This is a genomic window from Streptomyces sp. NPDC093225 (assembly GCF_044753805.1).
GTDB lineage: Bacteria > Actinomycetota > Actinomycetes > Streptomycetales > Streptomycetaceae > Streptomyces.
The window spans coordinates 1-16,459 of the sequence record NZ_JBIVNX010000025.1; the positions used below are offsets into that span (position 1 = coordinate 1).

Annotated in this window: 15 protein-coding genes; 8 read left to right on the forward strand and 7 right to left on the reverse strand. The window is 75.3% G+C overall.

Going from position 1 to position 16,459, the window contains the following annotated elements; genetic code table 11:
- Positions 1-241: 241 nt before the first annotated feature.
- Positions 242-1,063: a sulfite exporter TauE/SafE family protein gene (locus ACIQCH_RS22395; RefSeq protein WP_402583405.1), complete on the forward strand. Its 822-nt coding sequence runs from the start codon at positions 242-244 to the stop codon at positions 1,061-1,063.
- A gap of 16 nt (positions 1,064-1,079) precedes the next feature.
- On the opposite strand, the gene ACIQCH_RS22400 is transcribed toward ACIQCH_RS22395, so the two are convergent.
- Positions 1,080-1,715: a class F sortase gene (locus ACIQCH_RS22400; RefSeq protein WP_402583407.1), complete on the reverse strand. Its 636-nt coding sequence runs from the start codon at positions 1,713-1,715 to the stop codon at positions 1,080-1,082.
- 221 nt (positions 1,716-1,936) lie between these two features.
- Positions 1,937-2,569 carry a hypothetical protein gene (locus tag ACIQCH_RS22405; protein ID WP_402583409.1) on the reverse strand — a complete coding sequence of 211 codons (633 nt, stop codon included), beginning with the start codon at positions 2,567-2,569 and terminating at the stop codon, positions 1,937-1,939.
- 465 nt (positions 2,570-3,034) lie between these two features.
- On the opposite strand from ACIQCH_RS22405, the gene cutA reads away from it, so the two are divergent.
- Entirely contained in the window at positions 3,035-3,370 is a 336-nt protein-coding gene (cutA, locus tag ACIQCH_RS22410; RefSeq protein WP_402583411.1) for a divalent-cation tolerance protein CutA, read from the forward strand.
- On the forward strand, positions 3,367-3,798 hold the full coding sequence (locus tag ACIQCH_RS22415) for a gamma-glutamylcyclotransferase family protein (RefSeq protein WP_402583413.1): 432 nt from the start codon (positions 3,367-3,369) through the stop codon (positions 3,796-3,798). The genes cutA and ACIQCH_RS22415 overlap by 4 nt, the downstream gene beginning before the upstream one ends.
- A gap of 58 nt (positions 3,799-3,856) precedes the next feature.
- Here ACIQCH_RS22415 and ACIQCH_RS22420 read toward each other — a convergent pair whose 3' ends face one another.
- Positions 3,857-6,016, reverse strand: coding sequence for a molybdopterin oxidoreductase family protein (locus tag ACIQCH_RS22420; RefSeq protein WP_402583415.1), 2,160 nt, complete (start codon positions 6,014-6,016; stop codon positions 3,857-3,859).
- 534 nt (positions 6,017-6,550) lie between these two features.
- On the opposite strand from ACIQCH_RS22420, the gene ACIQCH_RS22425 reads away from it, so the two are divergent.
- The gene (locus ACIQCH_RS22425) at positions 6,551-7,123 is read left to right on the forward strand and encodes a Uma2 family endonuclease (RefSeq protein WP_402583417.1); all 573 of its coding nucleotides are present in this window, start codon (positions 6,551-6,553) and stop codon (positions 7,121-7,123) included.
- Positions 7,124-7,130: 7 nt separating this feature from the next.
- Here ACIQCH_RS22425 and ACIQCH_RS22430 read toward each other — a convergent pair whose 3' ends face one another.
- The gene (locus ACIQCH_RS22430) at positions 7,131-7,865 is read right to left on the reverse strand and encodes an SDR family oxidoreductase (RefSeq protein ID WP_402583419.1); all 735 of its coding nucleotides are present in this window, start codon (positions 7,863-7,865) and stop codon (positions 7,131-7,133) included.
- A 163-nt stretch (positions 7,866-8,028) separates the two neighbouring features.
- Positions 8,029-8,694, reverse strand: coding sequence for a vancomycin high temperature exclusion protein (locus ACIQCH_RS22435; protein WP_402583420.1), 666 nt, complete (start codon positions 8,692-8,694; stop codon positions 8,029-8,031).
- Positions 8,695-9,111: 417 nt separating this feature from the next.
- On the opposite strand from ACIQCH_RS22435, the gene ACIQCH_RS22440 reads away from it, so the two are divergent.
- The 4 genes from ACIQCH_RS22440 (at position 9,112) to dnaG (ending at position 14,696) form a co-directional block, all read left to right on the forward strand.
- Positions 9,112-9,834, forward strand: a complete 723-nt coding sequence (locus tag ACIQCH_RS22440) for a sirohydrochlorin chelatase (RefSeq protein WP_402583422.1) — start codon at positions 9,112-9,114, stop codon at positions 9,832-9,834.
- A 108-nt stretch (positions 9,835-9,942) separates the two neighbouring features.
- Positions 9,943-11,253 carry a deoxyguanosinetriphosphate triphosphohydrolase gene (locus tag ACIQCH_RS22445; RefSeq protein WP_402583424.1) on the forward strand — a complete coding sequence of 437 codons (1,311 nt, stop codon included), beginning with the start codon at positions 9,943-9,945 and terminating at the stop codon, positions 11,251-11,253.
- Between the two features lie 213 nt (positions 11,254-11,466).
- Positions 11,467-12,741 carry an NAD(P)/FAD-dependent oxidoreductase gene (locus ACIQCH_RS22450; RefSeq protein WP_402583425.1) on the forward strand — a complete coding sequence of 425 codons (1,275 nt, stop codon included), beginning with the start codon at positions 11,467-11,469 and terminating at the stop codon, positions 12,739-12,741.
- A 53-nt stretch (positions 12,742-12,794) separates the two neighbouring features.
- Positions 12,795-14,696 carry a DNA primase gene (dnaG, locus tag ACIQCH_RS22455; protein ID WP_402583427.1) on the forward strand — a complete coding sequence of 634 codons (1,902 nt, stop codon included), beginning with the start codon at positions 12,795-12,797 and terminating at the stop codon, positions 14,694-14,696.
- Position 14,697: 1 nt separating this feature from the next.
- Here the strand turns inward: dnaG and ACIQCH_RS22460 are convergent, their stop codons facing one another.
- Together ACIQCH_RS22460 and ACIQCH_RS22465 are read right to left on the reverse strand one after the other, a co-directional pair.
- Positions 14,698-15,684 (reverse strand): nucleotidyl transferase AbiEii/AbiGii toxin family protein, encoded by a 987-nt coding sequence (locus ACIQCH_RS22460; RefSeq protein WP_402583429.1) that lies wholly within the window; start codon positions 15,682-15,684, stop codon positions 14,698-14,700.
- A complete protein-coding gene (locus tag ACIQCH_RS22465; protein WP_402583431.1) occupies positions 15,681-16,313 on the reverse strand; it encodes a hypothetical protein in 633 nt (210 codons plus the stop codon). Before ACIQCH_RS22465 ends, ACIQCH_RS22460 begins: the two co-directional genes overlap by 4 nt.
- Between the last annotated feature and the right edge of the window lie 146 nt (positions 16,314-16,459).

Below are 16,459 nucleotides of genomic sequence, written 5' to 3' on the forward strand. Positions count from 1 at the left end.
CCCCCCTCGGCCCGGGCCTGCCTCCGGACCAGCCTGCCACCCCTGTCAAGCGCCTCCCCCACACACCACGGGACCCACCAGCCACCGCCAAGGATTCGGCTGCCGGGGTGGGGGGCCGTGTAGCGCGGGCTTCCTTCGGCACCGCCAAGGAGGCGGTGGTCCGGGTGGGAGTGGAGTGGCGAAGCTCAAGACTCGCGCAAATCGATGGACCGTGCACGCATCCGCTTCCTAGGGTCGCGGCATGCCCGACATATCGCTGAACGTGATCGTGTTGTTGTGCCTGGCTTCCGCGGGAGCCGGCTGGGTCGATGCCGTGGTCGGCGGGGGCGGGTTGATCCAGTTGCCCGCGCTCATGGTGGGGCTGCCCGGGAACCTGGCCCCGACCTACGCCCTGGCCACCAACAAGGCCGTCAGCGTCGTCGGTACGACGGGGGCCGCGATCACGTACGTGCGGAAGGCGCCGGTCGACGTCCGGCTCGCCGTGCGCATCGGGGGTGCGGCGCTGCTCGGGTCGGCGGCCGGGGCGCTGCTCGCGGGCGGGATCAGCAAGGACGTGCTGAGGCCCGCGGTGATGGTGGTGCTCGTGCTGGTCGCCGGATTCGTGATCTTCAAGCCGGCCTTCGGGACCGCGCCGGCGAGCGGGCCGGTGACGCGGCGGCGGATCCTGCTCGCGATCCTGCTCGCGGGCTGTGGGATCGGCTTCTACGACGGGCTGTTCGGGCCGGGTACCGGGACGTTCCTGGTGCTCGCGCTGACCGCCCTGCTGCACCTCGACCTCGTGACCGCCTCCGCGACCACGAAGATCGTCAACGTCTGCACCAACCTCGGCGCCCTGGCGATGTTCTCGTACCAGGGGGTCGTGCTGTGGAAGCTGGCCGCCCTGATGGCGGTGTTCAACCTGGGCGGCGGGATGCTGGGGGCGCGGATGGCCCTCAAGAAGGGCAGCGGGTTCGTGCGGGTCGTGCTGCTGACGGTGGTGTGCGTCCTGGTGGTCAAGCTGGGGCACGACCAGTGGGTCGCATGGCAGCCCGCGGACGTCGCCGGGGGCGTTCCGGGGCGCTGACGCGGCCGTCGGTGCGTCAGTACGTGCCCGTCAGCCGGGCGAAGACCACCACGTTCCCGCGGTAGCCGGTGCGTGGGGAGAAGCCGCCGCCGCAGGTGATCACGCGCAGCTCGGCGCGCGGGACCGGCCCGTACACGCGCGCGTCCGGGAAGGCGGAAGCGTCGTACACCTCGACGGCGTAGACCGTGAACACCGCGGTGCGCCCGTCCCGGCGCGGCACCTCGACGGCCGCGCCGCGGTGCAGCGCGCCCAGGTCGTAGAAGACCGACCGCCCGCGTGCGTCGTCCACGTGTCCGGCCACGATCGCGGCGCCCGCCGCCCCGGGCGCCGTCCCGTCCCGGTACCAGCCGGCCAGGTCGTGGCGCTCCGGCGGGGGCACTTCGAGGCGGCCGTCGGGACGCAGGCCGAGCCCCGTGAGCGCGGCATCGACCCCGATGGCCGGGATCCGGATGCGCAGCGGCGGGGCGGCGGGCAGCGGGGCGACGGTCCGGCCGTACGCCGCCGCGGCGGGGTCGGAGCCGCGGGCCTCGGCGGGTGCGGGCTGGGGCGGGTTCACGATCTCGGCGGAGCCGCTGCTGATCAGCCAGATCCCGGTGCACGCGGCGATGGCGAGGAGCCCGCCGCGGCGCGCGGTGCGTGGATCGCGGTGCATGGGGCCTACCCCCTCGGTGAGGCCTCGGTGAGGTGGGCGGGTGGGCCGCCGCCCGGCTCCGCGGCGGGGACGCGCGCGGAGCGGGGCGGCGGGGGACGGTGCCGGGGGAGCGGTCCGTCGGGCCGCGGGCACGGCCGGGGGCGGGACGGTCCCTGTCCTGGGGCAGGGACGGTCGTGCCGGGTCCGGCCGGGCCGCGCGGGTACGGTGCCGCTCCGCCGCGTCAGGTCCGCGTGCCGCTCGCCCGGCGACGCAGGACCCAGGCACCGCCGACGGCGGCCGCGGCCAGAAGGGCCGCGCCTGCCGCGATCTTGGCGGGGTCGGTCTCGGTGGTGGTGCCCCCGCCGACACCGGTCTCGACGTGGCCGTGCGGGAGGCGCCCGCCGCCCTCGTCACGGCCCTGGCCCTGGTCGTGACCGGCCTGGCCCTGGTCGCGTCCCTGCCCCTGGTCGTGTCCCTGCCCCTGGCTGTGGCCCTGGCCCTGGTTGTGGCCCTGCACGTCGTGGCTGCCCGCCGTGACGACCAGGTCGCCGGTGGCGAACTTGCCGTTCGTGCAGGTGGCTCCGATGGGGTAGGTGCCCGGCGGGGTGTCGCGGCCGACCTTGAACTGGCCGACCACGTCCTCCTTGTGCGTGGTCGCGGCCAGCCGGAACCGGCCGCCGCCGACCATGGTGGCGTCCCCGTCCGCCGTCCCGCCCGGGCCGCAGGCCGTGGTGTTGACGGTGACGGTCGCGCCGGGCTCGGCGGACCGGGGGCTGACCTCCAGGTCGGCGAACTCCCCGGCGGAGGCGGCGCCGGCGGGGCCGAGCAGGGCGATGGCGATCAGGGTGCCGGTGATGAGGCGGGGGCTGCGCATGTCGCTCCTCGGGGCCGCGGTGGGTCATTTCCGAGGAAAGGGCGGCCGGAGCGTCCGTGCCTGCCGAGCCGGACCGACCGCGTCCGGCGGCCCCGGCGTGTCGCGCGTCCGTCGCCGCGTACCCGCACGTCAGAGCGTTGCCGAGGCCCCGTTCCGCCAACCCGGGGAGGCCCGCCCCAACCGGGTGACGGTGACCGCTGCGCCCCGCCCTGCCGGATGACGGGGCGTCGGGGGTCGGGCAGCCCCGACGGTGGGCCGGCGGCCCGGGTCCGTCGTGGCGCCGCGGTCCGGCCGCGGTGGGCCGATCCGGGTGCCGGGCCCGGGCGGGCGACCGCGACAATCGAGGGGCACCCGATCGACGCGCCCGCGGACTCCGCGGACGCGCAACCGCCGCACCACCGCACACACCGGCGGGTCCCCGGCCGCAGCCGGGCCGGGACCCCCACCACAACCGAGGGAGGCCCCGTGACACCGGTCGAACGGCCCATCCTGACCGTGCTCACCACCGTCGACGCGGCGGAGGTCGCACAGGACCTGGCCCGGGGCGCGGTCGAGGCGCGCCTCGCCGCCTGCGCCCAGATCGGCGGGCCGGTGACCTCCGTCTACCGCTGGGAGGGCGAGGTGCGGACCGCCGAGGAGTGGCAGGTCGTGTTCAAGACGACCGAGGACGCGTACCCGGCCCTGGAGGCGCACCTGCTGGCCGCCCACCCGTACGACACCCCCGAGGTCATCGCCACCCCCGTGGTGCGCGCCGCGGCCGGCTACCGGGCCTGGGCGGCGGCGGAGGTGCGGGGCGAGTGAACCGTACGGAGCTGCCCTTCTTCGTCTACGGGACGCTGCGCCCGGGAGAGTACAACCACGACCGCTACCTGGCCGGCCGGACCGCCGCCGAGGAGCCGGCCCGGCTGCCGGGCGCCGTCCTGTACGAGGGCCCGGGCTGGCCGTACGCCGTCGAGGCGGCGGCGGACGACCCGGCGGGGCCGGTGGTGGGCGCGCTGATCACGCCCGCGGAGGGGCTGTACGGCGAGCTGCTCGGCGTACTGGACCGGCTGGAGGACTACTACGGGCCGGGCCGGCCGCAGAACGTGTACGACCGGCTGCCCCGGCCGGCGGTGCGCGCCGACGGCACCACGGCGCAGGCGTGGGTGTACCTCGCCGCGCAGCCGCTCGCCCGGCGGCTGCGGGCCTCCGGGCGGCTGATAGCCAGCGGGGACTGGCTGGACCGCTAGCGGGCGCCGGCAGCGTGGTGGCGGCCGCTCAGGCGGCGGCCGCCCACGTGCCGGCCGCTCAGGCGGCGGCGTCCGTCGTGGTGGCGCCGGCCTCCGGCGTGGTCCCCGCCGAACCCACCGTCTCCACGCGCACCGCGCACACCTTGAACTCCGGCATCCGCGACACCGGGTCGAGCGCGGGGTTCGTCAGGGTGTTGGCGCGCCCCTCGCCGGGCCAGTGGAAGGGCATGAACACCGTGTCCGCCCGGATCGTGTCCGTGATCCGGGCCGGGGCCACCGCCCGCCCGCGTCGCGAGACCACCGCGAGCGGCTGTCCTTCCACGGCGCCCAGCGACTCCGCGAGCCGCGGGTGCAGTTCCACGAACGGCCCGGGCGCGGCCGCGTTGAGCTCGTCGACCCGACGGGTCTGGGCCCCGGACTGGTACTGCGCGACCACCCGCCCCGTGGTGAGCAGCAGCGGGTAGGCGGTGTCCGGCTCCTCGCCGGCCGCCCGGTGCTCGACGGGAACGAACCGGGCCCGGCCGTCCTCGGTGGCGAACCGGTCCAGGAACAGCCGGGGTGTTCCCGGGTGGTCGGCGGTCGGGCAGGGCCAGAACACCCCGTCCTCGCGGGCGATGCGCCCGTAGTCGATGCCCGCGTAGTCGGCCGGGCCGCCCGCCGAGGCGCGGCCCAGCTCGGCGAAGACCTCGGCCGGGTCGGTGGGGAACTTCTTCTCCAGGTCCGGTTTGCCGTGCCCGGACCCGAGCCGGGCGGCGAGGCCGTGCAGCACCTCCAGGTCGCTGCGCACCCCCGGCGGGGGCGTCAGCGCCCGGCGGCGCAGCAGCACCCTGCCCTCCAGGTTGGTGGTGGTGCCGGTCTCCTCCGCCCACTGGGTCACCGGGAGCACCACGTCCGCCATGGCCGCGGTCTCGGAGAGCACGACGTCGGCGACCGCGAGGAAGTCCAGGGCGCGCAGCCGCTCCTCGACGTGGCCCGCGCGCGGGGCGGAGACCACCGGGTTGGAGCCCATCAGCAGCAGGGCGCGCGGCCCGGTGTCCGTACCGAGGGCGTCGAGGAGCTCGTACGCGCTGCGGCCCGGCCCGGGCAGGTCGTCCGCGTCCACTCCCCACACCTCGGCGACGTGCGCCCGGGCGGCGGGGTCGGTGAGCTTGCGGTAGCCGGGCAGTTGGTCGGCCTTCTGGCCGTGCTCGCGGCCGCCCTGGCCGTTGCCCTGGCCGGTGAGGCAGCCGTACCCGGACAGCGGGCGGCCGGCCCGGCCGGTGGCCAGGCACAGGTTGATCCACGCGCCGACCGTGTCGGTGCCCTTGGACTGCTGCTCGGGCCCGCGGGCGGTGAGCACCATGGCCGACTCGGGCGCGCAGAACATCCGTACCGCCTCGCGGAGCTTGGGCACGGGGATCCCGGTGACGCGCTCGACGTGCTCGGGCCAGTGGGCCATGGCGGCGGCGCGGGCGGTAGGCCAGCCGGTGGTGCGTTCGGCGATGAACTCCTCGTCCGTGCGCCCCTCCGCGACGATCAGGTGCAGCAGGCCGAGCGCGAGCGCCAGGTCCGTGCCGGGGCGCGGGGCGAGGTGCAGGTCGGCCTGTTCGGCGGTGCGGGTGCGACGGGGGTCGACGACGATCAGGGTGCCGCCGTTCTCCTTGAGCTCCGTGAGGTAGCGCAGGGCCGGGGGCATGGTCTCGGCGAGGTTGGAGCCCACGAGGATCACGCAGCCGGTCTTGGGGACGTCGGCCAGCGGGAACGGCAGGCCGCGGTCGAGGCCGAAGGCCCGCTGGTGGGCCGCGGCCGCCGAGGACATGCAGAAGCGGCCGTTGTAGTCGATCTGGCTCGTGCCGAGCGCGACCCGGGCGAACTTGCCCAGCGCGTACGCCTTCTCGTTCGTCAGCCCGCCGCCGCCGAACACCGCGACGGCGTCCGCGCCGTGCGCGCGGCGGTTCCGGTCCAGGCCCTCGGCGACGGTGTCGAGGGCCTCCTCCCAGGTGACCGGTTCGAGCCTGCCCGTGGCGTGGGATCGGATCAGGGGCTCGGTGAGGCGGACCCGGGAGGAGAGCAGGGCGGGGGCGGTGCGGCCCTTGCCGCACAGCGCCCCGCGGTTGACGGGGAAGTCGGTCCGCTCCTCGACGGCGAGCGGGCTCTCGCCCCGGCCGGGGGCCAGGTTCATCCCGCACTGCAGGGCGCAGTACGGGCAGTGGGTCGGGGTCGCCGTCGCGGGGTGCATGCCGTCCAGCCTGCGGCGCGGCTGTTACGCCTGGTCGCGGCCCCGCGTTACGCCGTGGGTACGCCGACCTCCCAGTGCGGGGGCGGGGGCGGTGAGCCGCTGGGGCTGGGGCGGGGCGGGGCGGGGGCGGGAGAGGGGAGCGGGGGTGGGGCTCGGGCCGGCTTCGGGGGGATGCCGGGGTCGGGGTGGGCTCGCTTCGGGGGGTGGGCCGTGTGGGTCCCCTCGGCGCTTGACGGGGGCGGCCTGCAGGCCCTGCGGCAGGCCCACCCCGAGGGCTTCGGGGCTTCGGCCGGGCCTGCGGCCCCCCTCGGCCCGGGCCTGCCTCCGGTCCAGCCTGCCACCCCCGTCAAGCGCCTCCCCCACACACCACACGGCCCACCCGGCACCGCCATGGAGCCGGCAGCCGGGGGGACCCGCACAGGAGGCTCCGCGGGGCAGCACCACGGCGCACCGCTCCGAAGCGAGGCCACCCCGACACCGCCCGCGCCGGGGTCCGGCGTGGCTAGGCTGGCGGGGTCAGGACTGGAGGACACGATGACCGCCACGCTTCCCGAGTGGCTCTACCCGCCGCGCCCGAGCGGTTGGGAGGCCGACGACCTCGACCACATCCCGAACCTGCCCCGACACACGGAACTGATCGACGGAGCGCTGATCTTCATGATGTCGCCCCAGCGGTCGTGGCACGATCGCATCATCCGTCGCCTGACGTCCTCGCTGGAGGACCAGGCGCCGGACGGGAGCACGGTCGAGGCGCAGATGACCGTGCGGCTCAGCCAGAAGAGCCGTCCCGAGCCCGACATCGTCGCCGCCACCGTCCCGTACGACCCCGACCGGACGCGCTTCCTTCCGGACGAGGTGGCACTCGTCGTGGAGGTGGTCTCCGACGAGTCGCAGGAGCGGGACCGCGAGACGAAGCCGTTCAAGTACGCCCGCGCCGGGATCCGGCACTTCTGGCGCGTCGAGGAGGAGCACGGCCTTCCGGTGGTCCACGCCTACGAGCTGGACGACACGACCCGCACCTACGTCCCGACGGGCATCCACCGGGAGCGTGTGAAGACGAGCGTGCCCTTCGACATCGACGTCGACCTGGCCCGGCTCGCCGGATGACGGCGGGTCACTCCCCCCGGAGCCGACGCGGCGTGATCCCGGCCGTCCAGCCACCGTCCACGGCGAGTTCGGCGCCCGTGACGTAGGCGGCGGCGTCGGAGAGGAGGAAGGCGACCGCCGAAGCGATCTCCTCCGGGACGCCGACCCGGCCCAGCGGGGCGGCGGGGAAGAGCCCCGGGCCGGCCTGGATGCCCACCGGGGCCGTCATCGGGGTGAGGGTCATGCCGGGGTGGACGGAGTTCACGCGGATGCCCGCTTCGGCGAGCTCCAGCGCGCCGATCTTCGACAGGCCCCGGACGCCCCACTTCGAGGCGCCGTACCCCGCGGTGAGGGCGAGGCCGGTCAGGCCCGCGGCGGAGGAGACGTTGACGATCGAGCCGCCGCCGGCCGCGCGCAGGTGCGGGACCGCCGCCTTGATGCCGATGAAGGTGCCGACCAGGTTCACCTCCACGACCCGGCGGAAGTGCTCGACGCTCTCGTGCTCCAGCAGTTCCCCGGTCGGGACGCCCGCGTTGTTGACCAGGCCGTCGAGCCGGCCGTGGGCCGCGACGGCCTCGGCGAGGGCCGCCGCCCAGTCCTCCTCGCTGGTCACGTCGTGCCGGACGAAGCGCGCGCCGAGCTCCTTCGCCGTCGCGCGACCCTCGTCCTCCAGCACGTCGGTGACGACCGCCAGGCCGCCCTCCTCGACCACGGCCCGCGCGGTGGCGGCCCCCAGCCCGCGGGCGCCGCCCGTGACGACCACGACCTTGCCGGCCAGTCGGCCCCCGTCCCCGTCGCCACCCGCAGTCGGCCCCGTTGCGGCCCTGTCTCCGTCCCGCTCATGGCCCGACCCTCCATCCGCACCGGTGATATGACTGGTCGTCATATTCTGGCAGGGGTGAGTCGTCCGTGGGTCCCGAACCGGCTCAGGAGTGCGCGAGGATCGTGGTGACGCCCTGCTCCTTCGGCCCCAGGAAGTGCGGGTCCGGTCGCAGCACGGCGTCCACCACCGCCTTGCCCGCCGCGAAGACCTCGCGGACGCCGCCGTAGTACCAGGTGGCGTCGTGCACGTCGTCGACCCCGACGCCGTACGCGTCGATGCCCGCCGCCTCGCACAGCGCCACCGCACGGTGGATGTGGAAGCCCTGCGTGACCAGGACCGCCCGCCGGACGTCGAAGATCCGGCGGGCCCGCGCGCAGGAGTCCCAGGTGTCGAAGCCGGCGTAGTCGCTGACGATGCGGTGGTCCGGGACGCCCTGCCGCGTCAGGTACGCGCGCATCGCGTTCGGCTCGTCGTACTCGACGCGGCTGTTGTCGCCCGTGACCAGCACGGCCTTCACCTTGCCGGTCCGGTACAGCTCCGCGGCCGCCTCCAGCCGGCGGGCCAGGTACGGGGTCGGGCGGCCCTTCCACAGGCCCGCGCCGAAGACCACCGCCACGTCCGAGGCCGGCGCGTCGGCCGTGTCGCGCAGCCGCCCGGCGGACGCCGCGTGCGTCCACGTCGCGGGCAGCAGCGCCACCACGCACAACGCCATCAGGAGCTGTACGGCCCGCCGCCGCCCCCGCCGGGTCATCCGCCGCCACACGCGCATGCCGTCCCCTTTCCCCCGCCGCCGCGTCCGTCCGAACACAAGATCAGACGCGCGCGGGCCGCCCGGAGGTTCCCCCGCGGGCCCCTGACGTGCGGGGTGACGTGCCGGGTGAGCGGCTGGAAAACAGTCGTCACCGCCGCGCAACGGCCCGGCAACGTACACCCGTCAGGATCGGTCCATGACGGAGCCGGTGCACCCTCCCGAGACCCTGTCCCCTCCCGACGTCCTTCCCCACGCCCTTCCCCACGCCCTTCCCGATGCCTTCCGCGGTGCCCTTCCCGGCGCCCGCCCCGCCCCGCCGCCCCCCTCCCCGCCCATCGGCACCGCGGCCGAGCTGTTCGGCAGCATCACCGCGCAGCTCGGCACCCGGCTCAGCGGTCTGCGTCCGCCGAGGGCCCGGCCTTCCGGAGCACGCCCATGCCCACCCTCGTCCTCGTGGCCCACGGCAGTCGGGACCCGCGCGCCCGCCGCACCGCCGAAGCCCTCCTCCGACGCGTCCGCGAGCTGCGCCCCCGCCTCGACGCCCGCCTCGCCCACCTCGAGCTGAGCGAGCCCCTGCTCGACCCCGTCCTCGCCGGGCTGCCGGCCGGCGGATCGGCCGTGCTCGTACCGCTGCTGCTCGGGCGCGGCTACCACGTCACGCACGACCTCCCGCGGGCCGCCGCCACCGCCGCCCACCTGCACGTGCGCACCGCCGACCCGCTCGGCCCGCACCCGCTGCTCGTCGAGGCCCTGTACGACCGGCTCGACGAGGCCGGCTGGACCCCGGGCACGGCCGTCGTGCTGGCGGCGGCCGGCTCCCTCGACCACCGCTCCACCGCCGACACCCGGCGTACCGCCGACGCGCTCGCCGAGCGGCTCGGCGGGGTCCCGGTGGTCCCCGCGTACGCCTCCGCCGCCGCCCCCACCGTGCCCGAGGCGGCCCGTGCCCTGGCCGCGCGCGGGCACCACCGGGCCGCCGTGGCCTCGTACTTCACCGCCCCCGGCCGGTTCGCCGTGCAGAGCGCGGCGGCCGCACCGGGCATCGCCGCCGAGCCGCTCGGCGACCACCCGGCCCTGGCCCGGCTGGTCCTGCACCGCTACGACCGGGCCCTGGCGCGCCCCTGCCCGACCCTCCGGCCGGAACTCGCCACCGCCTGACCGCACACCGGCCCCCGCCCCCGCCGCGACCCATCCCGTCCCGGCCAGAACCCGGATTGTCGGTCCGCCTGATCCCGGATTGTCGGTCTGTCCGGTTAACGTCGAGGCATGGAAGGCACCGCGCACGACACGTACGACCCCTCCGCCACCGAACGCTGGGCGGCCGAGCCCGACAAGCGCCCCGGCCGCACCGCCTTCCAACGCGACCGCGCACGCGTGCTGCACTCCGCCGCGCTGCGCCGGCTCGCCGGGAAGACCCAGGTCGTCACCCCCGGGAGCAGCTCCCAGGACTGGGACGCCAGCCCCCGCACCCGCCTCACCCACTCCCTCGAGTGCGCCCAGGTCGGCCGCGAGCTCGGCGCCGCCCTCGGCTGCGATCCCGACCTGGTCGAGACCGCCTGCCTCGCCCACGACATGGGCCACCCGCCGTTCGGCCACAACGGCGAGGAGGTGCTCAACGACTTCGCCGCCGACTGCGGCGGCTTCGAGGGCAACGCCCAGTCCCTGCGCCTGCTCGCCCGCCTCGAACCCAAGCGCTTCGTGCCCGACCCGGAGAGCGGCGCACTCGTCAGCGTCGGCCTCAACCTCACCCGGGCCGCCCTGGACGCCGCCACCAAGTACCCCTGGCCGCGCGGCCAGCACCCCACCGACCCCCACTCGGTCAAGTTCGGCGTCTACGACGACGACCTGCCCGTCTTCGCGTGGCTGCGCCGGGGCGCCCCCGTCGAGCGCAAGTGCTTCGAGGCCCAGGTCATGGACTGGTCCGACGACGTGGCGTACTCCGTCCACGACTTCGAGGACGGCCTGCACGCCGGGCACCTCGACCCCAACCTGCTCTTCGCCGAGCCCGAGCGCCGGGACATCTTCGCCGTCGCCGTCGGCCGGTACGTGCCCGCCGACACCGACCCCGAGGAGCTGCGCGAGGCCCTCGACCGCCTGCTCGAGGAGGACTGGTGGCCGCACGGGTACGACGGCTCCGCCGTGGCCCAGGCCCGCCTGAAGGACGCCACCAGCCAGCTCATCGGCCGCTTCTGCCTGGCCGCCGAGACCGCCACGCGCGAGGCGTACGGGCCCGGCCGGCTGACCCGGTACGCCGCCGAGCTCGTCGTCCCGCGCGCCACCCGCAACGAATGCGCCGTCCTCAAGGCCGTGGCCGACCTCTACGTGATGCGGCGCGCGGCGCAGGAGCGGCTGCGCGCCGAGCAGCGCGTCCTGCTGGCCGAGCTCGCCGGGGCGCTGCTGGCCCGGGCGCCCGAGGGCCTCGACCCGCAGTTCCGCGCCCTGTTCGACGCGGCCCCCGACGACCGGGCCCGCAAGCGTGCGGTGATCGACCAGATCGCCTCGCTCACCGACGCCTCCGCCCTGTCGCTGCACGCCCGGCTCACGACGCGGCGCGGGGCGGGCAGCCGGACCGTCTGAAACCGCGCCGACCGGGCAGGAGCGGAGTGGAACGCCCGGATCCCGCACACCCCGCCCCCCCGACGGAAGTGGCCGAAAAGACCCCCGGCGTGCGGGCGGCCGGCGCACCCCGCCGGGTGGGCTGATCGGGCCACTCCCTCTTCCCGAGCCCGGCTCGGTGCGGGAGGCTCGCAAGAGGCCGCACATGGCGCAGAGGTAATGAGGAGGCATCAGGTGGTCGACGCACACCGGACGTTCGTCATCGTCGGCGGAGGGCTGGCCGGGGCCAAGGCGGCCGAGACGCTCAGGTCCGAGGGCTTCACCGGGCGCGTGATCCTCGTCTGCGACGAGCGCGACCATCCCTACGAACGTCCACCGCTGTCCAAGGGCTTCCTCACCGGCAAGGAAGAGCGCGACAGCGTCTTCGTCCACGAGCCCGCCTGGTACGCGCAGGCCGACGTCGAGCTGCACCTCGGCCAGCCGGCCGTCCACATCGACCGGGCCGACAAGGCCGTCCGCCTCGGCGACGGCACCGTCGTCCACTACGACAAGCTGCTGCTGGCCACCGGCGCCGAACCGCGCCGCCTCGACATCCCCGGCACCGACCTCGCCGGCGTCCACCACCTGCGCCGCCTCGCGCACGCCGAGCGGCTGCGCCGGGTGCTGTCCGGCCTCGGTCGCGACAACGGCCACCTGGTGATCGCCGGTGCGGGCTGGATCGGCCTGGAGGTGGCCGCGGCCGCCCGCGGGTACGGCGCCGAGGTCACCGTCATCGAGCCCCAGCCCTCCCCGCTGTACGCCGTGCTCGGCCCCGAGCTGGGCCAGGTCTTCGCCGACCTGCACGCCGAGCACGGGGTGCGGTTCCGGTTCGGCGCGCAGCTCGCGGAGATCGTCGGCCAGGACGGCATGGTGCTGGCGGCCCGGACCGCCGACGGCGACGAGCACCCGGCGCACGCCGTCCTGGCCGCCATCGGCGCCGTCCCGCGCACCGCCCTCGCCGAGGCGGCCGGCCTCGCCCTCGCCGAGCGCGGGCACGGCGGCGGCATCGCGGTCGACGCGGGCCTGCGCACCTCCGACCCCGACATCCACGCCGCCGGCGACGTGGCCGCCGCCCACCACCCGCTGCTCGGGCACCCGCTGCGCGTGGAGCACTGGGCCAACGCCCTCAACGGCGGCCCGGCCGCGGCCCGCGCGATGCTCGGTCAGGAGGTCTCGTACGACCGGGTGCCGTACTTCTTCTCCGACCAGTACGACATGGGCATGGAGTACTCCGGGTACGCGCCGCCCGGCTCCTACGACGAGGTGCTGATCCGCGGCGACGCGGCCAAGCGCGAGTTCATCGCCTTCTGGCTCGCCGAGGGCCGGGTGATCGCGGGCCTGAACATGAACGTGTGGGACGTCGTCGAGCCGATCCAGACCCTGATCAGGACCGGCGCCCGCCCCGACCGCACCGCCCTGGCCGACCCGTCCGTACCGCTCGCGTCGCTGGTCCCGTCGACGGAGGGTTAGCCCGGGTGCCACCGCCTGCGGGGATCGTCCGACCCCGGCCGTAGACTTCACGCGTGGCAGGCAGGATCAACGACGACGACGTGAAGGCGGTCCGGGACGCGGTCCCGATCGACGCCGTGGTGTCCGAGTACCTCCAGCTGCGCAACGCCGGCGGCGGCAACCTCAAGGGCCTGTGCCCCTTCCACGACGAGAAGTCCCCGTCCTTCCAGGTCAGCCCGAGCAAGGGCCTGTACCACTGCTTCGGCTGCCAGGCGGGCGGGGACACCCTCGACTTCGTCATGAAGATCGACCACCTCTCCTTCGCCGAGGCGGTCGAGCGGCTCGCCGGCCTCGCCGGCATCACCCTGCGGTACGAGGAGGGCGGCTACACCCCCGGCCAGAGCGGGCGCGGCGAGCGCATCCGGCTGGTCGAGGCGCACAAGGCCGCCGCCCAGTACTACGTCGAGCAGCTGGAGAGCCCCGAGGCGGAGATCGCCCGCCGGTTCCTCGCCGAGCGGGGCTTCGACCAGGCCGCGGCGGCCCACTTCGGCGTCGGCTACAGCCCGGCCGGCTGGGACCACCTCACCCGCTTCCTGCGCGGCCGCGGCTTCTCCGACAAGGAGGTGCTGCTCTCGGGCCTGGCCCAGGACAGCCGCAGCGGCAAGCCCATCGACCGCTTCCGCGGCCGCCTGATGTGGCCCATCCGGGACATCAGCGGCGAGGTCGTCGGCTTCGGCGCGCGCAAGCTGCGCGAGGACGACAACGGCCCGAAGTACCTCAACACCCCCGAGACGGCGATCTACAAGAAGTCCCAGGTGCTGTACGGCATCGACCTGGCCAAGAAGGAGATCGCGAAGACCTCCCGGGCCGTGGTCGTCGAGGGCTACACCGACGTCATGGCCTGCCACCTGGCCGGGGTGACCACCGCGATCGCCACCTGCGGCACCGCCTTCGGCGGTGAGCACATCAAGATCCTGCGCCGCCTGCTGATGGACAACGCGAGCGCCGAGGTGGTCTTCACCTTCGACGGCGACGCGGCCGGCCAGAAGGCCGCCCTGCGGGCCTTCGAGGACGACCAGAAGTTCGCCGCCGAGACCTCCATCGCCATCACGCCGGGCGGCATGGACCCGTGCGAGCTGCGCCTGGCCGAGGGCGACACGGCCGTCAGCGCCCTCGTGGAGTCCCGGACGCCGCTCTTCGAGTTCGCCCTCCGGCACATCGTGCAGCGGCACAACCTGGAGACCCCGGCCGGCCGGGCCGCGGCCCTGGACGAGGCCGCGCCGGTCGTCGCGAACATCAAGAACATCGCCATCCAGCACGAGTCCGCGGTCCAGCTCGCGGGCATGCTCGGCATCCTCGACACCCAGTTCGTGGTCAAGCGGGTCGCCCAGCTGGCCCGTTGGGCGCGCGAGCGCGGCACGAAGCCGCAGTCCGCCCCGCGGAACGCGCAGGCGGCGTACGAGAACGTGCCCGCGCCGGCCGTACGCACCCCCGGACCCGCGCTGAACCTGCGCAACCCGGTCCACCTGACCGAGCGCGAACTGCTCAAACTCGCCCTCCAGCGGCCGGAACTGGTCTCGCCGACCTTCGACGCGTACGGGGTCGACGAGTTCACCGCTCCGCCCTACGCGACCGTCCGCCAGGCCATCTCCGACGCGGGCGGCGCGGCCCAGGGCGGGGACGACTACCTCGCGAAGGTCCGCGACGCCGCGCCCGACGACACCGTCCGCGCCCTGGTCACCGAGCTGGCCGTGGAGGCCATCCGCGCCAAGACCGTGGACGACACGTACGCGGGCATCCAGCTCGTCCAGGTCCGGCTGCGCGCGGTCGACCGCCGCATCCACGAGGTCCAGGGCTCGATGGCTCGCATGGGCGGCCAGGCCCCGCCGGACCGGATCGCGGCGGTGGAGCAGGAGCTGTGGGTCCTCCAGCAGTACCGCCAGTCCCTGCGCAACAACGGGGCGGCGGCGCTCTAGGTCAGGGGCGCCCCGCCGTGCCCTGACCTTCCCGCCCGAACACCGGGCGCAGGACCGCGAGCAGCCGCTCCCCGTACCGGCCCCCGTCCGGGTCGACGTCGGGGTAGTCCGTGCGGAAGCCCTTCCAGTCCACGTACCGGAAGTCCTCGAACACCTCGATGTCGAGCGGTGCGTCCGGTGCGTTCGGCCACCACTCCTCGTGCGCGCGGAACACGCCGTGCACCAGCTCGTACGGCAGCGCGCAGGACTCGGCCAGCAGCACCGCGTCGTACAGGTCCTTCCCCTGCGGGTAGGAGTCGTAGCCCAGCCAGACCAGCTTCCACGCCAGGGACAGAGCCCGCGTGGCCGCGAGCACCCGCACGCCGGCGACCACGGCCGGCTCCGGCGCCTCGGGCAGCGGCTCGTTGAAGACGAAGTCCAGCTGGACCTGCCCGGTCGGCAGCCCCGGCGCGGACCAGGGCAGCACCAGGCGCCGGCCCGGGACCCGCTCGTACGTCCAGATGTCCTCCGCGACGGCGTCGGCCGCGCGCAGGGTGAGCCCGCCGTGCGCCGCGGCCAGCCGTTCGGCGGCGGCCGCGACGGAGTCGAGCATCCGGCCGGTGCGCTCCTCGCCGATCTCCCAGTCCCGGGGTACGACGACGAAGTCGAGGTCGTGCGGTTCGCGGGCGCGTTCCCCGAACCAGGCCGCCATCAGCATGCTGCCGCGCAGCACCAGCGAATCCGCCCAGCCGGACTCGGAGACCGCGCGCAGCACGAGCGCCAGGACCCGCTTGCGGGCCTCCTGCCAGGCCGGCCGCAGCGCCGGCGGCACGGTCGGATCGGCGGCGCGGTAGCCGTAGTCGAAGTGCTTGAGGGCCGGGTCGAACACCAACCGGTCCCGGTCGGGCACGCCCGTTCCGGCGGTCGTCGTGCGGGGCAGCTCCTCCCTGAGCCGGTCCAGCAGCGGATCCCGCTCCCCGCCGTGTCCCGTCCGGCCCGTCCCGCTCATACCGCCGCCCCCTCCTCGATCCGGTCCCCGTCGGTCCGGTCCGCGTCGATCCAGCCCGCGTCCACGGACAGGTCCGAGTCGTACACCACCAGCTCCCGCTCCTCCGAGCGGATTCCGTACCCGGCCGCCGTCAGCGCGGCCACCAGCGCGTCGCAGGCCGCGTCCGCCTCCGCGGCGGTCGCCCCGTGGCAGCGCTGGGTCACGAACCGCTCGTGGTTCCCGCCGGCCACCGCCCGGCGCGCGTTCCACGACAGGTGCGCGGCGTGCCCGACCGCCAGGGCCTCCAGGGCCGGCCGGTCGAAGTCCGCGGGCAGCAGCAGCTTCACGTGGTGCTCGAAGTACCCGCCGCCCGGGCCGGGCGGCTGCGTCGACCACGGCACGGTCTCGATCTTGACGCGGACCGGGGCGAAGCCGTCCGCCCGCAGGGCGGCCGCCAGTTCCTCGGCGGCCGCGCGCCGGGCCGCGTACGGGCCCTCGCCGCGCACGGTCAGCATCGGCTGCGAGGGCGTCCGGCCCCGGGACAGGACGATGTGCGTGACCTTCAGGCCGCGCGGGGCGGCCCAGCGGGCGAGCTCGGCCGGCTCGCAGCGCACGGTCACGTGGGTCTCGTACGGCTCGTGCTCGGACATGCCGGAGATCTTCGCAGGCGCCGCCGACAGCGGGGCCGGCCGGGCCCCTCGGCGGCCGGACATGCGTGCGATCGGCTTCGGCCACTCCGGCGGGGGGTAACCATCCGGTCACGCACCGGACTCAAAAAGTGCTCGCACGCCCCTCG

Bases quoted from the DNA above. Each gene is read 5' to 3' on its own strand.
- ACIQCH_RS22395 (WP_402583405.1), top strand. From the start codon at position 242: ATGCCCGACATATCGCTGAACGTGATCGTGTTGTTGTGCCTGGCTTCC.
- ACIQCH_RS22400 (WP_402583407.1), bottom strand. From the start codon at position 1,715: ATGCACCGCGATCCACGCACCGCGCGCCGCGGCGGGCTCCTCGCCATC.
- ACIQCH_RS22405 (WP_402583409.1), bottom strand. From the start codon at position 2,569: ATGCGCAGCCCCCGCCTCATCACCGGCACCCTGATCGCCATCGCCCTG.
- ACIQCH_RS22420 (WP_402583415.1), bottom strand. From the start codon at position 6,016: ATGCACCCCGCGACGGCGACCCCGACCCACTGCCCGTACTGCGCCCTG.
- ACIQCH_RS22425 (WP_402583417.1), top strand. From the start codon at position 6,551: ATGACCGCCACGCTTCCCGAGTGGCTCTACCCGCCGCGCCCGAGCGGT.
- ACIQCH_RS22435 (WP_402583420.1), bottom strand. From the start codon at position 8,694: ATGCGCGTGTGGCGGCGGATGACCCGGCGGGGGCGGCGGCGGGCCGTA.
- ACIQCH_RS22440 (WP_402583422.1), top strand. From the start codon at position 9,112: ATGCCCACCCTCGTCCTCGTGGCCCACGGCAGTCGGGACCCGCGCGCC.
- ACIQCH_RS22445 (WP_402583424.1), top strand. From the start codon at position 9,943: ATGGAAGGCACCGCGCACGACACGTACGACCCCTCCGCCACCGAACGC.
- ACIQCH_RS22460 (WP_402583429.1), bottom strand. From the start codon at position 15,684: ATGAGCGGGACGGGCCGGACGGGACACGGCGGGGAGCGGGATCCGCTG.
- ACIQCH_RS22465 (WP_402583431.1), bottom strand. From the start codon at position 16,313: ATGTCCGAGCACGAGCCGTACGAGACCCACGTGACCGTGCGCTGCGAG.